The organism is Peribacillus deserti (genome assembly GCF_002863585.1).
Classification (GTDB): domain Bacteria; phylum Bacillota; class Bacilli; order Bacillales; family DSM-1321; genus Paraperibacillus; species Paraperibacillus deserti_A.
On record NZ_PGUY01000040.1, the window covers coordinates 13864 to 30021 of the forward strand.

Consider the following 16158-nt stretch of genomic DNA (forward strand, 5'->3'; position numbering starts at 1 on the left):
TGAGCGCCATCAAAAGGCCGCTTTTGCCTTTTGATGGCGATTGGCTAGACCCGCGGTGTCAGTCCGGAGCTGGACAATACCTGCTTTTCCCGCAGGAGTCTCGCATATCCGTTCCAATCAACATCGTGCAAAAATCAACAATGACCTTTAACATAGCCTTCTCAAAAAAAGGAATTGCAAGGTAAAACAGTACAAAGTTTATCATTTGTTTAAAGCATATTTTTTAAGGAAGTAAATAAACAGCCTATTGATGTTAAACATCACAAAGAAGCCGGCGAATCCGTATGTATGCTTCCATTTATATATTTCAAATATATCCAATTTAATAAATAGGGGTTCAAAAACGTAGGCAAATACAGCAGATAAGGCCATGGAGGCTGCAGTAAAGCTCTTCCAGTGTTTACAGTATTGGTACAAAAGCATGGAGGTTACAGGAATAGCAGTAATGTCAGCAGGTACAAAGAAGGGAACCAGCGGTATGAATTGGGCAGGATAATCCCAGAGCCCTAAATAAACTCCGACAACATCAAAGATACAGGAAGTAATAGTTGTTACTAAACCAAATGTAAATATTTCAAAGAATCGATCCCTTTCTACGAGTTTCCACCAAATATAATAAGGAATTAGCGTACATCCAAATAGAAACCACCATCGAATACTCAAAAAATCTTCATGATACCAATGTTCCAGTATATCGTTAACCCATTTTGCCCTTTCCTGATAAATTTGCTTTTGGGCAGGAATGTTTTTATCCATTGTTATCCCGCTCTCCTTTAAGCTGATGCTTCTTTAAGCATCTATTCTCTTATCTAGTATTTATTACAATCCGTCCACAAAATCCTATTTCCTTTTACTATTGGCTGCAGTAATAAGGTTTATACATTTTAAGATTCCGCCACATGTATTTGCCTGATATGGAGGCTGTTATATCCTTCATAAAAGTAGAAATAGAAGGGAATGGTATTTAAGACTATAAAATTATTCCTTTAATTTGAAAGGAAGGTTAGAACCTTGATGAACTGGTTTCGGAAAAAACACAACCCCTCCTCTGGAAAAGAGGATCTTTCATTAAAGGAATTGTTGAATATATGCAAGGAATCGAGAGATTTCATTTTTTTTAGTCAAGGTGATGTGTTCACGGTTTCTTATTACAAATCCATGGTAGATACCACGACTGTCAACCGGGATATTCTGCCTGTACTTACCCGGAATACATCTTTATCTCTAGACGAACTAAAAAAAGTCCTGCCGGTTGAAAGCATTGAGGTTACAGGGAATGTTACAGACATACAAAATAAACTACTAAATGGAAATATTCTTGTTCAACAGCCTAATAGTGATAGATGTATGCTGATTCCCGCTACTTCCAAAGAAAAACGGCAAATCACAATTCCTGAAAATGAATACACTGTTTTAGGCCCAAAGGAATGTTTTGTAGAATCGTTAGAGACAAATCTAAATTTACTGAGAAAACGCCTCCCCATTCCTGAGTTATATGTAAAAGAAATAATCGTTGGAAAATTGACAAAAACGAAGGTTGTAGTCGTTTTTATAAAGGGCATTGCTAATGAGGATATTGTAAACACTGTCATTAACAGAATAAGCAACATAGATATAGACCAAGTTATAGATACTACTTATATAACACAAATGATAGAAGATAATAATAGTTCTGTATTCCCTCAGCTGATAGAGACTGAAAGGCCTGACCGGGTTGCAGGTGTTTTATCTGAGGGAAAAATCGCCGTTTTATGTGATGGTTCTCCAAGTGCCATTACTGGCCCTACAACGCTGGTTGAATTTTTTTCTGCATTTGAAGATTATTTTCTAACCTGGCATGTTGCATCCTTCTTCCGATTAATTCGATTATTAGCTGTAACTTTTTCTGTGATGTCAACACCCTTATATGTAGCCGTTTTAACTTTTCATTATGAAATGATTCCAGAGGATTTACTATATACACTTATATCCTCGCGAAGCGGTATTCCTTTCCCTCCTATCCTGGAAGCTATCATTTTGGAGCTCACGATTGAACTCCTGCGGGAAGCAGGGTCGAGGCTTCCATCAAAGGTCGGCCAGACCATTGGTATCGTTGGAGGTATCGTAATCGGAACTGCTGCAGTAGACGCAGGTCTGACAAGTAACGTATTACTGATCGTTGTCGCTCTGGCAGCTCTCGCTTCGTTTACTACACCGGTATACAAGATGAGTAATACAATTCGATTATTGAGATTCCCTTTTTTAATATCCGCACAATTGCTCGGAGTAATGGGTATATCCATATGCTTTGCATTTATTTTGATTCATTTATTAAAACTTAAGTCGCTCGGCTCTCCCTATATCGGACCGGTTTACCCCTTACGCTTAAAAGATTTAAAGGACGCCCTGTTCAGGCTTCCCTTCAGCCAGCAGACAGTCAGGCCGTTTACAGTCTTATCGGAAAAGCCCGTACGCTTCAATCCAAGACATAATGCTGCAAAACAGACAGACAAAGATATTGACGAATGAATATGTTGAAAGGAACGAGTATCTTGCTTCCAAAACCAGCGGAAAGTAAACAAGTCTCTGCCTATTTTGTCTTCTACCTAGTAACCTCCATGCAGATCGGTGTCGGCATTCTGGGATTCGAAAGGTATATATCAAAAGCTGCCGGAAATGATGCCTGGATATCCATCATTATTTCAGGTTTGTCCATCCATGTATTGTTGTGGGTCATATATCAGATATTAGAAACCGGACAAAATGACATATTTGGAATTCAAAAACATTTATTTGGAAAGTGGATAGGCGGCTTCTTTAATTTTTTCTTAATTCTTTATTTGACGGTTTTTGGAATCATCGTCCTAAGGAGTTTCGTGGAGGTGATCCAGGTATGGATGTTCCCGGACCTGAGAACATGGTATTTATCGATGATTATACTGGTTCTTGTTTATTTAGCAGTTTTCGGCGGATTTCGTGTTATTGTGGGGCTGACCCTGCTGGGTGTTATATATGGGCTCCCGCTTTTACTATTAAAGTTTTTCCCCTTGCAGCAAAGCCATTTCTATTATTTAGAACCGATCATGAATCATTCAATAAGTGATTTATACCAAGGCTCAAAAATCATGACATTAAACTACCTGGGTTTTGAGACCTTATTTTTCTATTATCCATTTATAAAAGATGCACAAAAATCTCAAAAATGGGCACATTTAGGTATGCTTTTCACAATTGCCATTTATTTATTTACAGGTTTAGTTTCCTTTGTTTACTTCAGTAAGGAACAGCTTGCTCATACCATCTGGCCTACTCTCAGTCTATGGCAGACAGTGGATCTTCCTTTCATTCAGCGGTTTGAATATTTCGGCCTGGCTATCTGGCTATTCGTTATTCTTCCTGATCTTTGTATGTATGTTTGGGCCGCCAGCCGAGGAATTAAGGAATTATTTCACCTTAAGCAAAAAAAAGGAGTATTACTTGTTTTAATTATTATCTTTGCCGCTTCTTTGTTCCTAACGGATCGCCAGAAAATCGATATGGCTACAACTATCCTGAATAAAACAGGATTTTATGTGATTTATTTTTATATTCCATTTATATATATTTATCAATTAATCCATAAAAAGGTAAGGAAAAAAGGATGAAGAAAGCAATCGTTTGGTTTATATTTGCTATTTTACTTCTTTCCGGAAACACTGTGCAGAAAACAGTGCTGGAGGATGTCCAACTTGTATCCATCTATGGATATGATTATGTTAACAAAAATACAGTAAAAGGAATTATCAGTTCTCCCGTTATACCGCTGGTTGAAAATACTCCGCCAAAAACTGAAGTGTTTGCCGCCAAGGCTCATACTAGTAAAAATACACGGCAAAAACTTCAGGGAGAATCACCTGAACCTATGGTGTTAGGAAGATTAGAGGCATTATTATACAGTAAAGAAATCGCAAAACGCGGAATCTTCCCAATGGTAACTACTATGAGCCAAGACCCTTCGCTTGGGAGAAATGTCAATTTGGCGATAGTGGATGGCAGCGTTGAAAAGATGCTGGATAAAGAGTACCCTGTTAGTGAAACTCCTGCTGAATATGTTCAGGATCTTCTAAAGCATAACTCTAAGGATATTCTGCCAAGTTATATGACTTTACATACTTTTATGGACTTTTATCATGATGTTGGCCAAGACCCTATTCTTCCATTGCTGGTCCAAAAAAAGGATCGTATCCGTATTAAAGGGTTAGCCTTATTTGATGGAGATAAATATAAAGGATACATTCCTTATGCGGATTGTTTTGTATTTAAGATTCTAAATGAGAGCTTTAACAACGGGATGTATGAATTTAAAGTAGACGGTCATTATTTAACCATTGAAAACTTAGCTTCGAAAGTGGAAAAAGATTTTAAAAACGGAAATTCCCCAAAAATGGTAATAAATATAAGACTTACAGGTAAAATAACCGATGCTCCTGGAATGGAGCTTACCAATAAACAAATAAAAGTGATTGAGGATGATCTTTCACATACTGTATCTAAGAAAGGAAAATCTTTGGTATCCAAGTTTCAAGACATGGATGTGGATCCGTTAGGATTAGTTGTAAGGGCTGGAAGTCAGGAACGCCATTTAAATAAGAAAGAATGGGAAAGTAAATATTATCGTACTCTTCCTGTTGAAGTAAAGGTACATACGGAAATCACCCAGTCTGGGACAATTCAATGAAGAAGGGAACAGCTGAGAGCTGTTCCCTTTTCTTGATAAATTCCGCTTATTTAGGATGACATCATTGTGGCGATACTGCAAAAAATCACTTCAATTCCTGTGTGATATACTTTACACTCACCCAGCCAAGCGTTCCATCTGCTAACTTAACTTTATACCAGCTGTTTGATGCATCCTTTTCAGGAGAATCATTCTTTAGAACAAGCTGGACATACTCATTCATGTTTAGTGTAGTTATGACGTTACCCGCAGTGGTGTAAGGATCTTTCCTGACGTTGACAGCTTCTCTTGTTCTGCCTAAGTTTTCAACGGTCATGTAGTTTTTGTACACATCAAACTTAATGTCATCTGTCCAGAAAACACTGCTTCCCACCTGAATTTTGACCCAATAATCATTCGTTTTCTCTAGGAGGATGAAAGGTGACCCGCTTTTTAAGGTAATAACAGCCTCCGTAGAACCTTTGATACTATTTAAAACAAGGTCTTTCTTGGCGGCTGCTTTAATTCCTTCTGGGAACACATCGCTTCCTTCCGGCTTACCAGGCAGTGAAGGTACGACTGTATTAGGTACTGCCTTAGCGTAATACGCTTTATCATAGGGCAATATTGCTTCCATATGCCTTGCTATTCCTTTTCCCCAGTTAGGATCGCTCGCATAATAATAATTCATGCCCTCACTGTTTGAATTTATCCTGGTATTATTCATATCCTTTGTACTGAAGCCCAGATAGGCACCATGATATCTCCAATCATTAGGATTTAAATAGGTGGCCTTCATCTGCCTTGCAATATATTCTATATTGGCTTCCACCGAACCGAATTTATACGACGCAATATAAGCCGTGGCATCATAAGATCCAAATCCAAACAAATTATTCTTGCCCAGGGAGATCACCGAAGTTCCATATGCACTTTCATGAATGGCATGCGCTGCAAGGTAAAGTGCATTTATCCCATATTTTTTTCCTGTATCAACAAAAACCTGGCCTTTTCCAGATAATACACTGGCAGATCTAAAATTCCCGAAGTTATTATTCACATAATCATTAATTTGTTTAGCTGTCACTGTTGACTGTGTACGAAGGTCAATGAATTGATACCCGTCTCTGTTTATCAATGGATCCCCCGTTCTAACCTGAGAGACCGCTTTCCCTGGAACGTATCCTGTGAACCCGGAAAAGCTTACTTTATACCAGTTATTTGAGGTTATGCTGGATGCCAGGACAATTTTTGCATCTGGTATAACAACAACAGGATCGGCCGTATCATCTGCTTCTTTCCTTAGAGTTACACTGCCCTTTGTTAAGTAAGATGTTTCTGTGATTTTCGTTTCAGTTACTGAACTATAAGGCACGAAATCACCTATATACATGTAACCCTCTTTACCATTTACACTTGCCAAATGCCAGTCTCCTATTTTAGAAGAAGAGGAAATTACAGTATCTTGAGAAATATCTGCAAGCTTAGTATAGATGCCGCCATAACTTTCATATAAGACGGTGTCTTTAATGGCTTTAAATTTTGCTGGCGCGGAACTAGAAAAGTCCTTTGCTGCAGCATCCTTGCTTTTTAGATAATAAGATGATCCTTTATAGCTAACACGATAAAATGTTTCTCCGCCGATCGAAGCTTTCTGAGTAGAAGCAAAACCGGTATCTGTTGATACTTCTTCCTTCACTTGTCCGCCAGCAGCTGATAAAGAATATAACTTTACACCTTTGGTGGTAAAATAGATCGTTTCAGGTATTGCCGTATAGCTTATAACTGGAGCCTGTACATATTTAGCAAAGTCTCCCGCATAAACGTATCCGGTATATCCTTTGTAGGCAATACTATACCAATTTCCCACCTTCTTTTGGGAAGAAACGATTGCGCCTGTCGGAATACTTGCGAGCTTTTTATATATATTTCCGTACGATTGATAAACATAGGTTTGTTTTTTAGCCTGGAAACTTGTTTTTGGCATGGCAGAGAAGGTACTCTTCACTATGTCACCGCTATATATATAAACGGACTTTCCATTGAAGGAAACCTTATACCAGACTTGTCCAAGGCTGTTTATAACCTGGAGGGTCGTATAAAAACCATTCCCCATTCCTACTGAATAACCTGGCTTTTTCTTCAGATCTGCTGAGCTGTATAGCTTTACTGTTTTGTTAGTGAAAATATAGGTTTTTGCAATCGGTTTATTCTGGTAATATTCCGTTACATATCCGCTATGCACCCAGCCTGTTTTTGTCACACTTTTCCCCTTAATTGTGTAGGAGTAGGCTGCTTTAATCCAAACTCCATTTTTTTCGCTGGCAGTCATAATTTTCCCCTTTGGGATCGTTAGAGAGGTTTTAAAGGCAGTGCCTGCACCCGCACGAAGATTTACATTTGAAGTAGTCTGATAAAGGGTTCTGCTGATTTTAACTGAGCCGCTTGCTTCCGCATTCACTACCAAAAACGATTCTGCAGGAAGCACAGAGGCTCCGGCCAGAATACCTGCCGAAAGAATAACCGCCTTGCTTAATTTCTTCATTCATCCACCTATCCTGTATACAAATTAACGTGTCCAACTTCTGCATCTTGGACCAACGTCACCAAAAATACAATATTCTACAAAACTGGAAAAATATATTTTTAATTTTCTATTAAACTGTTTAATATATCAAGTGTTTCAATAAATTTCCAAAAGACTTTTAAAAACTCTAAGCATATATGTACTATATCGGCGGAGTTTACCTTAAGTTAAATATCTGAAAAGAATAGATGAGAGCTTAATGTGGGCTGAGTGAGTTTTCATTCTGAATGGATTGCTTCTTTCACTGAAAATTATGCTAATATTTTCTTTATGCTTGATAAATACTACAGGTACTTATCCTAAGAGAAGGCGAGATTGTAGTGGAGGATAAAACAAAAATTCAAATGACGTCGACAGAGATAACTGGTACTTGGTCAAGTATATTAATGATACGTTAACCATTTGTGTGGTCGGCCATTTCTTACATAAAGTAGAGGATCCGGAAGTACGCCCGGTACTTGAATTCTCCATTAATCAAGCAAAAAGCAATGTTCATTTCCTGACAGAATTATTCAAAAAAGAGGATTTTGCTATTCCTATAGGCTTTACACAGGATGATGTACATCCTGATGCGCCAAAGCTTTTCACTGACGTCTTTATGCTTGCCTATTTAAGGAATATGTCCATCTTAGGAATGGCAGCAAGCAGTATTGCTCTCGGTATGTTACACGACCGGATATGGTCACATTTCACAAAAGCGTCTTAAAGGCTTCAGTTGGTGTACAGGATCTAACCAGAGATTTAATGCTGAAACAAGGAATCTATATAAAGCCGCCGACCCTTTCCCTGCCGGACAAAGTGAATTTTGTTAAAAGGCAGCATTTAGGATTAATGGGTGATGTCAGGCCGCTTACTTCCATAGAAATCACTCATTTGATAAAAAATGTAGAAACCAATACGATCGGAAAGGAACTGATCACTGGATTTGCCCACAGTTAAATAGGTGGATAGGAAAAGGCTCCCTGCTTGATGGCGGGGAGCCTTAGTTTTATATAAAATTGTAACGCTGCTATTGACGTCAATTTTGATTGGAAATGAAAGTCCGGAAATGAGCATTTGAAAAATATGAGGAGGTGAAACAGTATTTGCTCAGGGGAAAACAAATTGCGCAAAAAACAGATCGAAATCTTCAGCCAGATCCTGACAAAAGAAGATTTGCCAGCTCCCATGATCTGGGACACTGGAATAACTGAAACTACAAGTCCTGTATTTTCAGATAAGTTTAGGATGTTTCATGTTTCCGGAATGATTGCAGCCCCAATAGGGAATTATGGTGCAGCGATATCAGCCAGTCCGAGGAGAAACCTTGGTTTGCGGTATGCTTCACTGCTCCCGGAAGTATCGCTATATGCCGAGGATAGGGCAAATATCATGATAAAACACGGGTGATGGAAGAACCGCCGCAAGCCGTAGACCGCGATCATATTATTAAAAGGCTCTTTTCTAAAAGATTGTTGTTTTTTTAATAAGTTCTGTGAACAAACCCTATTGTTAAACAGGTTGATTGGAACGTAAGGTGCGAGACTCCTGCGGGAGCAGCGGGACAGGTGAGACCCCACAGGCGAAGCCGAGGAGGCTCAGCGCCCGCCCCGCGGAAAGCGAGCATCCTGTAGTGGAAATCAACCCCTTGTTCAATAACAACAAAGTTTGCGAAAACAGCCTATTAAAAAAAATAAAAAGGGAACTTTTACTTAAATTAAGATATTAAATCATAGGATAGTTAGTCCATTATGAGGGCTAATTATCCTTTTTTATTTACATCTTTTATTAGGAAAATAAAGATTGATAAAATGGTACAATTTGTATAAAATGGAATTACACATAAGAACATTAGTTCGGTTTTAAGTGGAGGACATAGCCTCGGTGCGAGGACAGCACTCCGCAGAACCGTTAGGTTCGAGGACCTTAAAAAAACAACAATAACGGTAGTCTCTATGGATAGAACATTAAAATAATAATAGACGGGAGATTGTTCTTATGAAAGTAGAAGAGATATCTGTTGACAATAGAAAAGCCTACCTTCTAGTGAACACAAATGGGTTACCTGTTGAACCTGTTGCAAAGTACATGAAATACCTTCATAACAGAGAGAGTAGCAGCAATACTTTACAGACTTACTGTACGGCTTTAAAACATTACTTTACATATCTGGAACAAGTAGAGATTAGCTATCAAGAAATTAACTTCCAGAAGCTATCTAACTTTGTTGCTTGGCTTAGAAACCCTTATGAGAGTAATAAAGTTATCCCCCACAAAGGAACAAAAGCTAAACGTAGTGAAAGGACAGTAAACAGTTATCTGACAGTGGTTACATCGTTTTATGATTACCTATATAGAAACGAGTTAATTGACTCAGACGTTGTTGAAAAGCTCATGAAGAAGATATTTGTGGGTGCGGGTGGTGGTGGGTACAAGGGCTTCTTACATCATGTAAATGAAGGGAAACCACTATCTAAAAACGTCCTTAAATTAGATGAGCCGAGAGAAAGAGTAAAAGTATTTACAAAAGAACAAGTTGAATTGATTTATCATTCTACTACAAACATTAGGGATAAATTTCTGGTGCGGTTGCTTTTTGAAAGTGGATTGCGTATAGGAGAGGTTCTCTCCCTGTTTCTTGAAGACTTTCAATTCGATGCCAAACAAAGGAAACACAAAATCCAACTGACAGATAGAGGTGAACTACCAAACGGAGGTAAGTTGAAGACCGGAGAGAGAAGATTAGACATCTCTCAAGGACTCATGGATTTATACGACGATTATTTGTACGAAGTGCTTGATGAATATAATCCAGACCATAACTTTGTGTTTGTGAAGATTTGGGGGAAAAATGCCGGGGAGCCCCTTACCTATTCTGATGTCTATGCCACCTTCAAAGAGGTTGAGAAGAAAACAGGTATACATATTACTCCGCATATGTTCCGGCACACTGACGGAACGATTTATTACCTTCAAACGAAAAATATTAAGATGGTGCAAGAACGCCTAGGTCATGCACAAATACAGACAACGATGAACCTATACATCCACCCTTCCGAAGATGATATCCGTAAGGATTGGGAGAAGGCTTCTCATGCGTTTGAGATTGGGCGAAGCAAAGAAAACAAGGAGGAAGACTTTCAATCTGGTATTCCTGATGAAGCAGTTCCTTTTTAAGCGAGATTGGTATTTTAGGAGGAAAGACATTGGATAAAATCATAATAAATAACAATTTACTCCCCCAAAGCGATTATTGGGACTTAATCACATCCACCCTCTCCTCTTACGAGGTTAAAGATATATCCCCTGATGGAATAGTAACAAGAAGAGTTGACAATGATGATTACTTTTTAGCCAATGATGTTTGGAATGTAACTGATATTGGTCAAATTCCTAACTTTGTAGAGCAATTTAGTAAATACAAAGGAACAGGAAAATATATAAAGTTCACTACCGAAAATCACAACATCGGCTTAGAAATTAAATTTGTGCTTTATCATAAATTGTTTAGCGATGAACTAAGTTTGAGCAGCTTTTTTAGTAGTTACAAAACATGTTTACATAAATTGGTTTTATTCTTAAACGAAGAACATTCTCGCCTCTCTTCCTTACTTGATTTAGATATTGAGAAAGCTGAAAAACAGTGGATTTGGTGGTTAAACAACAAAGGTGTAAAAACAACTCAAACATGCAAGAATATCAAATATGGTGAATACGAGAACAAAAGAATAGTAGCAAACTTCTTCCGTTCCGTGTATGAGAAATTATTCACTCTAACCGATACTCGCGAAGAATGGGAGAAGGATAGATGGGATATTCGAGTATTAAATGCCTATTATGGAGTGGATTACAACGTCTCAACGACACAATATTATATTGATTTTACAAGTATTGAAAATGATGTATTTAAAATGCATTTTAAAAAATATATTAAAACTAGATTACTAGGCGGGGGTAAATTTTCTTGGGGTACAGCTAGGGAATATTTGAAAGGTGTACCTAAGTTTTTAAATTTTATTAGTGAACTAGAGCCTGAATGGAACGATTTAAAAGGATTAACTAGACAGCATATTGAGAAATACTTAGAATTTATTCGTCATTATGCAAAAAACATAAAGTGTGTTTATGTATTTTTAAAAGATACACAACGCTTTGATTACAGCATTGCACCTGAAAAATCAACTACCATTCTACTTTACTCTGAGGATTATCCCAATCTGAGTAAAAAGTCAGATGATGATATTGATTATATTCCTGAACATGTTCTAGAGCAATTATTTGAGAACATCAACGACCTCCATCCAGACGTACAACCTATCGTGTGGGTTGCTTTTAAAACTGGATTGCGTATAAGTGACGTATTGGGATTAACACAAAAATGCTTAGTTCGATTAAATGGTAAATATTCAATTCAAACCGATATTGAAAAAACGTATGTAAAAGGTCATAAAATCCCGATTGACGACCAATTAGCAAACATGATTGCCGTTTTAATACACAACTCCAAGGAACACAGTAACGATGATAATAACCCTGTCAAATACATCTTCGTTAGGTACAGTGGTTCCCGTAAGAAAAAACCTTTTTCACAGCATTGGGTACAAGAAAAACTAAACCAACTAGCAATAAAAAAGAACATTACTGATGAAATAGGCAACGTTTTTCATTTTAAGAGCCACCAATTTCGCCACACCTATGCAGTTAAAATGTTAAATGGTGGAGCTGATATTTTAACCGTGCAGGAGCTACTTGCTCATGCTTCCCCTGAAATGACGATGCGATATGCCCGGTTATTCGATGATACGAAACGCAAGGAGTTCGAGAAGGTTGTTAAACAAGGTGTATTTAGCTTTGACCTAAACGGGGAAATTCATCAGGTCTCAGAAGCTGAAGATATCCCTGAAGACATCATGGATATGATGTGGAAAGACGAGAAGTTAAATGCATTGGACAACCCTTACGGGACTTGTCGTGCAAGAGTTAATGGAAACTGCCCATTAGCAGCAGAGCCTCCTTGTCTCACAGCAAACGATGGAAAGCCTTGTTTTGATTTAGCTGTAGGTATGACGAGTTTTGATGTTAAAAAGTACGAACTTCTAATAGAAACTACTACAAAGTGGATTGAAGCATCAAAAGAGTATGGTCGCGAGGATATGATTAAAGCAAACGAAAAGAACTTGGAGAGATACCAAAGCATTTACGAAACAATCAAGGGTGGAAATGTCATCTTTGGTCGTTTTGACCGTTTGAAGAGACAATTAGAACGAAAGAAAAAGAAAGGTGTAACAAATGGCTAACTTTGACCGTGAAGAGCAAATAAAGCAGCTACATGAAAAGAGAAAACAAGCAACTAAGGAAAAGGTTGAAGAAGCTATTAAACGCCTTACAAAGAATTCTAAGGCGATTAACTTTAATAGTGTGGCTCAAGAAGCAGGAGTGAGTAAAGCAACACTTTACAATCACCAGGAGCTCAAGGAGCGTATTGAGTTCTTGCGAACTCAACAAGGAAAGGCATTCGTAGATTCTCGAATTAAACGAGACGAAAACAACCAAAACGCCGTCATCGCTTCGCTTAAAAGAAGGATTGAAAAGCTGGAGAAAAAGAATAAAGAACTCGAAGAGGAAAATAAGCAATTACGTGGTAAAGAAAATGAAAAGCTTACCGATTACTTTGCGAAGTTATAAAAGGCTATGTTAAAGGTAATGGTTGATTCTATACAATATAAAAACTAAATATATATTATTAAACAAGTTCTCAATTGGGAGAGGTCCTTTCATTGAAATAAAGAGTAAAAAAGTCATATGCCTCATGCATATGACTTTTTTATTTCATTCTGGCAACATATCTATCTGTCCTTGAATTATGTTCAATTGGTATTCGTTATCCTTCAGATATTTGGTATTCTCCTTAACAGCACTGAGGATAAGGAAAAGAAATCCAATAATGACCGCTAGCAATGCACATATGAAGTTATTGATGTTGTTCATGTTGTTCGTCTGTTTTATCTTCCTTTCGATGTTGAGTGTATTGTTTGCTTGGAATCATTATTATGTTTAAGTCGCTTTATTTATGTGATTCCCTAGCCTTAACCAGCAATGAATCGAGTTCATTTTTATAATTTCGAAGAAAAACGCTCTTTTCGCTAAGGAAGGAGCGTTTTTTTTAACGCATTCAATTCTTTAAGAGCATCACGCCAGTTGTAAAAATCGTCGGGTTCGGCTAAGGCATCGGGGTCAAATACATCTTGGAATACAACTTCAAAAGGTCCACCGTAAAGCTCTTCGTACTGTTTAATTTCATCTTCTAATTCTTTAATTACGTCTTCTTTGGTTCGATTTTTAATTCTTTCAGATTCCCTTAAAATTTGTTTTCTTAGGGCAAGTATTCCTGGTGCAAGTTGCTCCTTTGCTATGCGTTTTTTCATCATTAACCACGACCTTTAAGTCTTATTTTCTATTTATTCCTCTCGCAACTAATGAATCCAGCTCATTTTTGTAGTGAGTAGCTTCTCCAGGTGTAATGGAATTAGCTAATTTCTCTTTAAGTTTATTGAACCTCTCAATCTCTTCTTCAGTTAGATAAATCTTTTGTTTGGGGAACGGAACTACATTCATTCCTTCACCTCCACGTTTTCATTCAATATTTCTAAACACTCTTCCAGATTAGTAATGTTGACAAGTGGTTTAATCATACCCAAATAATTCTCCATCGGAATTAAGGCTAAGATATTGCCCACTAATCCTTCTGTTTCCTCTAAACTTTTGTTAAGACGACCTGAAATAATGGAGAGGGTCATATCTCTAATTACCTGTTCTGTTTGGGTCAATTATTTCACACCTCATTTCATCAATAGAGCCACAACTCCATGCTGCATTAATTACTCTATCCCGGTTCTCAACTTCCATTCCATTTAAAACGTCAATAAGCTGCTCTTCGACTTTGCTTCTTGTTAGTTGCAATCGCCTAGAAACAACTTCTATCACTTCTTTAACAAGAGCTTGTTTTTCTCCATCACGATGCGCTTCTGTTGTAAAACTAGGTAATCCAATCAAGCCCTTTAATTTTTCATTCAATTCATCAAATAAGCTCATTGTTTCATTTTGCATTTCTAAAAGCTGCTTTTTTAGCTTTAACAAGGGCTCCTTATATTGTTCTAGCTTACTATCAGGCGTATTTTGTATATAATGGTTCACAATGGATAAGAAATGGCTGTAATCCTCATATAGCCTTGATAATGGAGGGAAAAATACTTCGGTTGCTTGTTTTATATTACCTTCTGCTTGTTCGTTAAGAATCTCTTCCACCAATCCATCAGCGTTAGATAACAGTTTTTCCGTGAATTGCTCTGGTAATGGCAGCATCATGTTCTTTTGTGGGTGAACTGAGCTTTTATCTATTGTTTCGAAGCGCTTTATTTGCTGAACCAATTGCTTATCAGTAGCAGCTTCCATCAGCATACGTACCTTCTCATTGAATTCCCTTCGCAATGCATCTTCATAACTCATTATTTGCCCTCCAATAGCTCCATTATCGCTTTTTCAAACTCCTCTTCGGAAATCTGTTCGGATAGTCGCTTACGAACCAACTCGTCCATTTCGGAGCTGATTCGGAACCCCTCAATCTCGACAGAAGCTTTGGCGGAGCTCATTGCTGCTTTTAAAATAGCTGCATGATTCCTAGCTTTGACCCCGCGAACAATTTCAGATAACATTTCGCCACTTCTCATATCAGGCAATGTATATTCTTTTATCTGTTTTTCTTTGTCATCCATTAGTTAGCCTCCCTGCTTTTTTAACGGGTTTGATTCGTTTGATTGTGGCATATCCAATTTTTTGTCCGGTAGAGGTCGTTATATGACCGTTATTTATGACTTTCGTGCTTTTGATGGTTTTTAGCCTTTCAATTTGAATCTTCTTCATATTGTCGCTCCTATTATTTTAGCAAATTTGACGGGTTTAACAGTTCCGTCAGGGTCCGTTAAATGTAGTAATCTCTTATGAGGGTCCAGTTTCGTTACAGTTCCAGTCACCATTTCGGAATATCCGTGGTCGTGCAGCTTCAATCTGATGATTTTTTCCGATTCGAGACTTTCCAAAATGATGGAATTGATTTCTTCCAGTTGATATTCGTCAAGAACCGGTTTCGTTTCCTTCTTGTCATCATGGAATAAATGCAGTATTTGCGCTTTGTGTTCAGGCATTATCATGCCTTGCCACTTGATATTGCCACGGTCTTGCAAGCTCATATAGACCCCTCCTTTACCAAAACAATACTTCCAGCCGGTAATCTTTCCAGTTCCCAGTTTTTTCGATTTCGTCACTAACGATTTCCACTAGTTCGGAACGCAAGGATAAGAATGTATCAAATTTTTTTTCATTCAAGTATTCCAGGACTCTTTGGTGTTGCGAAATGTTGTATGGGTATGTATGTAATACCTTGATATCAATATGTTTGGTTTTGATTTCTGTATCAGCAGCCAAAATGTTTATTTTGCATTTGTGCCTATAGTTTTCTTCCTCTAAGTAAAAAATAGCCTGGATGTACATATGCTGTTCCAAAGTCATGCAGCTACCTTCCGAAAATGTTAGTTGCACTTATTTTTCCTCCTTATTCGCTTTCTTCAATCATAAAGCAAACGTACGTTCTGTTCAATATACTAAAAAAGAATTAAGCTCACAAGAAAAGTACCCAAAAGGGTTTTAGATATCTATGGTTAGAAGTTTCATTGCCGAATATCTTGGAAACGTTACAAATATCATGGAGAAAGCCAATCAATCTTAAAAAATATGGCTTTGTTAAAGGTAAGGGTTGATTTTTGTTAAGGTGGGACTGTTTGTGAACTATTACACTTAAACTAACGGGGCAGCATTCCTGTAATGAATGAAAATGAGGTTTGAATAAAAAAATAACCTCTTG

The 16158-nt window shown here is 37.7% G+C and carries 19 protein-coding genes; 9 read left to right on the forward strand and 10 right to left on the reverse strand.

From position 1 onward, the window contains the following. Nucleotides 1-201: 201 nt before the first annotated feature. The gene (locus CUU66_RS13085; RefSeq protein WP_101642868.1) at nucleotides 202-756 is read right to left on the reverse strand and encodes a CBO0543 family protein; all 555 of its coding nucleotides are present in this window, start codon (nucleotides 754-756) and stop codon (nucleotides 202-204) included. Between the two features lie 258 nt (nucleotides 757-1014). Between CUU66_RS13085 and CUU66_RS13090 the strand changes: the two genes are divergently transcribed. The 3 genes from CUU66_RS13090 to CUU66_RS13100 are packed head-to-tail and all read left to right on the forward strand — an operon-like array spanning nucleotide 1015 to nucleotide 4696. After that, nucleotides 1015-2508 carry a spore germination protein gene (locus CUU66_RS13090; RefSeq protein WP_101642901.1) on the forward strand — a complete coding sequence of 498 codons (1494 nt, stop codon included), beginning with the start codon at nucleotides 1015-1017 and terminating at the stop codon, nucleotides 2506-2508. Next, entirely contained in the window at nucleotides 2505-3623 is a 1119-nt protein-coding gene (locus CUU66_RS13095) for a GerAB/ArcD/ProY family transporter (RefSeq protein ID WP_257967988.1), read from the forward strand. Before CUU66_RS13090 ends, CUU66_RS13095 begins: the two co-directional genes overlap by 4 nt. Further along, nucleotides 3620-4696, forward strand: a complete 1077-nt coding sequence (locus tag CUU66_RS13100; protein ID WP_101642870.1) for a Ger(x)C family spore germination protein — start codon at nucleotides 3620-3622, stop codon at nucleotides 4694-4696. Before CUU66_RS13095 ends, CUU66_RS13100 begins: the two co-directional genes overlap by 4 nt. A gap of 85 nt (nucleotides 4697-4781) precedes the next feature. Here the strand turns inward: CUU66_RS13100 and CUU66_RS13105 are convergent, their stop codons facing one another. Beyond that, nucleotides 4782-7220: an SH3 domain-containing protein gene (locus CUU66_RS13105; protein ID WP_101642872.1), complete on the reverse strand. Its 2439-nt coding sequence runs from the start codon at nucleotides 7218-7220 to the stop codon at nucleotides 4782-4784. 412 nt (nucleotides 7221-7632) lie between these two features. Here CUU66_RS13105 and CUU66_RS13110 point away from each other — a divergent pair, with 412 nt between their 5' ends. The 6 genes from CUU66_RS13110 (at nucleotide 7633) to CUU66_RS13140 (ending at nucleotide 12926) form a co-directional block, all read left to right on the forward strand. Beyond that, the gene (locus CUU66_RS13110; RefSeq protein ID WP_101642875.1) at nucleotides 7633-7968 is read left to right on the forward strand and encodes a DUF3231 family protein; all 336 of its coding nucleotides are present in this window, start codon (nucleotides 7633-7635) and stop codon (nucleotides 7966-7968) included. A gap of 38 nt (nucleotides 7969-8006) precedes the next feature. Continuing rightward, nucleotides 8007-8201: a hypothetical protein gene (locus tag CUU66_RS13115; protein WP_142383727.1), complete on the forward strand. Its 195-nt coding sequence runs from the start codon at nucleotides 8007-8009 to the stop codon at nucleotides 8199-8201. A gap of 165 nt (nucleotides 8202-8366) precedes the next feature. Further along, nucleotides 8367-8651 (forward strand): DUF3231 family protein, encoded by a 285-nt coding sequence (locus tag CUU66_RS13120; RefSeq protein ID WP_180955274.1) that lies wholly within the window; start codon nucleotides 8367-8369, stop codon nucleotides 8649-8651. Nucleotides 8652-9239: 588 nt separating this feature from the next. After that, nucleotides 9240-10418, forward strand: coding sequence for a tyrosine-type recombinase/integrase (locus tag CUU66_RS13130; protein WP_101642881.1), 1179 nt, complete (start codon nucleotides 9240-9242; stop codon nucleotides 10416-10418). A 29-nt stretch (nucleotides 10419-10447) separates the two neighbouring features. Continuing rightward, on the forward strand, nucleotides 10448-12538 hold the full coding sequence (locus tag CUU66_RS13135) for a tyrosine-type recombinase/integrase (RefSeq protein WP_101642883.1): 2091 nt from the start codon (nucleotides 10448-10450) through the stop codon (nucleotides 12536-12538). Further along, the gene (locus CUU66_RS13140) at nucleotides 12531-12926 is read left to right on the forward strand and encodes a DUF6262 family protein (RefSeq protein ID WP_101642886.1); all 396 of its coding nucleotides are present in this window, start codon (nucleotides 12531-12533) and stop codon (nucleotides 12924-12926) included. The genes CUU66_RS13135 and CUU66_RS13140 overlap by 8 nt, the downstream gene beginning before the upstream one ends. 458 nt (nucleotides 12927-13384) lie before the next feature. On the opposite strand, the gene CUU66_RS13145 is transcribed toward CUU66_RS13140, so the two are convergent. Genes CUU66_RS13145 through CUU66_RS13170 form a run of 8 tightly spaced genes read right to left on the reverse strand, consistent with a single transcriptional unit; the run spans nucleotide 13385 to nucleotide 15836 of the window. Continuing rightward, nucleotides 13385-13669 carry a hypothetical protein gene (locus tag CUU66_RS13145; RefSeq protein WP_101642888.1) on the reverse strand — a complete coding sequence of 95 codons (285 nt, stop codon included), beginning with the start codon at nucleotides 13667-13669 and terminating at the stop codon, nucleotides 13385-13387. Between the two features lie 19 nt (nucleotides 13670-13688). After that, a complete protein-coding gene (locus CUU66_RS24180; RefSeq protein ID WP_180955275.1) occupies nucleotides 13689-13856 on the reverse strand; it encodes a hypothetical protein in 168 nt (55 codons plus the stop codon). Then, complete coding sequence (locus tag CUU66_RS13150; RefSeq protein ID WP_101642890.1) at nucleotides 13853-14068, reverse strand: hypothetical protein; 216 nt, start codon at nucleotides 14066-14068, stop codon at nucleotides 13853-13855. The genes CUU66_RS24180 and CUU66_RS13150 overlap by 4 nt, the downstream gene beginning before the upstream one ends. Continuing rightward, nucleotides 14043-14747 (reverse strand): hypothetical protein, encoded by a 705-nt coding sequence (locus CUU66_RS13155; RefSeq protein ID WP_101642892.1) that lies wholly within the window; start codon nucleotides 14745-14747, stop codon nucleotides 14043-14045. The genes CUU66_RS13150 and CUU66_RS13155 overlap by 26 nt, the downstream gene beginning before the upstream one ends. Next, nucleotides 14747-15013, reverse strand: a complete 267-nt coding sequence (locus CUU66_RS13160) for an antitoxin VbhA family protein (protein ID WP_101642894.1) — start codon at nucleotides 15011-15013, stop codon at nucleotides 14747-14749. The genes CUU66_RS13155 and CUU66_RS13160 overlap by 1 nt, the downstream gene beginning before the upstream one ends. Beyond that, nucleotides 15006-15161: a hypothetical protein gene (locus CUU66_RS24185; protein WP_180955276.1), complete on the reverse strand. Its 156-nt coding sequence runs from the start codon at nucleotides 15159-15161 to the stop codon at nucleotides 15006-15008. Before CUU66_RS24185 ends, CUU66_RS13160 begins: the two co-directional genes overlap by 8 nt. Continuing rightward, a complete protein-coding gene (locus CUU66_RS13165) occupies nucleotides 15158-15487 on the reverse strand; it encodes a YolD-like family protein (RefSeq protein WP_101642897.1) in 330 nt (109 codons plus the stop codon). The genes CUU66_RS24185 and CUU66_RS13165 overlap by 4 nt, the downstream gene beginning before the upstream one ends. A 13-nt stretch (nucleotides 15488-15500) precedes the next feature. Beyond that, entirely contained in the window at nucleotides 15501-15836 is a 336-nt protein-coding gene (locus CUU66_RS13170) for a hypothetical protein (RefSeq protein ID WP_101642899.1), read from the reverse strand. Between the last annotated feature and the right edge of the window lie 322 nt (nucleotides 15837-16158).

Coding starts and splice junctions, on each gene's coding strand:
- CUU66_RS13095 (WP_257967988.1), top strand. CDS start 2,505: ATGAATATGTTGAAAGGAACGAGTATCTTGCTTCCAAAACCAGCGGAA.
- CUU66_RS13145 (WP_101642888.1), bottom strand. CDS start 13,669: ATGATGAAAAAACGCATAGCAAAGGAGCAACTTGCACCAGGAATACTT.
- CUU66_RS24180 (WP_180955275.1), bottom strand. CDS start 13,856: ATGAATGTAGTTCCGTTCCCCAAACAAAAGATTTATCTAACTGAAGAA.
- CUU66_RS13165 (WP_101642897.1), bottom strand. CDS start 15,487: ATGAGCTTGCAAGACCGTGGCAATATCAAGTGGCAAGGCATGATAATG.
- CUU66_RS13100 (WP_101642870.1), top strand. CDS start 3,620: ATGAAGAAAGCAATCGTTTGGTTTATATTTGCTATTTTACTTCTTTCC.
- CUU66_RS13090 (WP_101642901.1), top strand. CDS start 1,015: ATGAACTGGTTTCGGAAAAAACACAACCCCTCCTCTGGAAAAGAGGAT.
- CUU66_RS13140 (WP_101642886.1), top strand. CDS start 12,531: ATGGCTAACTTTGACCGTGAAGAGCAAATAAAGCAGCTACATGAAAAG.
- CUU66_RS13160 (WP_101642894.1), bottom strand. CDS start 15,013: ATGGATGACAAAGAAAAACAGATAAAAGAATATACATTGCCTGATATG.
- CUU66_RS24185 (WP_180955276.1), bottom strand. CDS start 15,161: ATGAAGAAGATTCAAATTGAAAGGCTAAAAACCATCAAAAGCACGAAA.
- CUU66_RS13115 (WP_142383727.1), top strand. CDS start 8,007: ATGCTGAAACAAGGAATCTATATAAAGCCGCCGACCCTTTCCCTGCCG.
- CUU66_RS13105 (WP_101642872.1), bottom strand. CDS start 7,220: ATGAAGAAATTAAGCAAGGCGGTTATTCTTTCGGCAGGTATTCTGGCC.
- CUU66_RS13155 (WP_101642892.1), bottom strand. CDS start 14,747: ATGAGTTATGAAGATGCATTGCGAAGGGAATTCAATGAGAAGGTACGT.
- CUU66_RS13085 (WP_101642868.1), bottom strand. CDS start 756: ATGGATAAAAACATTCCTGCCCAAAAGCAAATTTATCAGGAAAGGGCA.
- CUU66_RS13130 (WP_101642881.1), top strand. CDS start 9,240: ATGAAAGTAGAAGAGATATCTGTTGACAATAGAAAAGCCTACCTTCTA.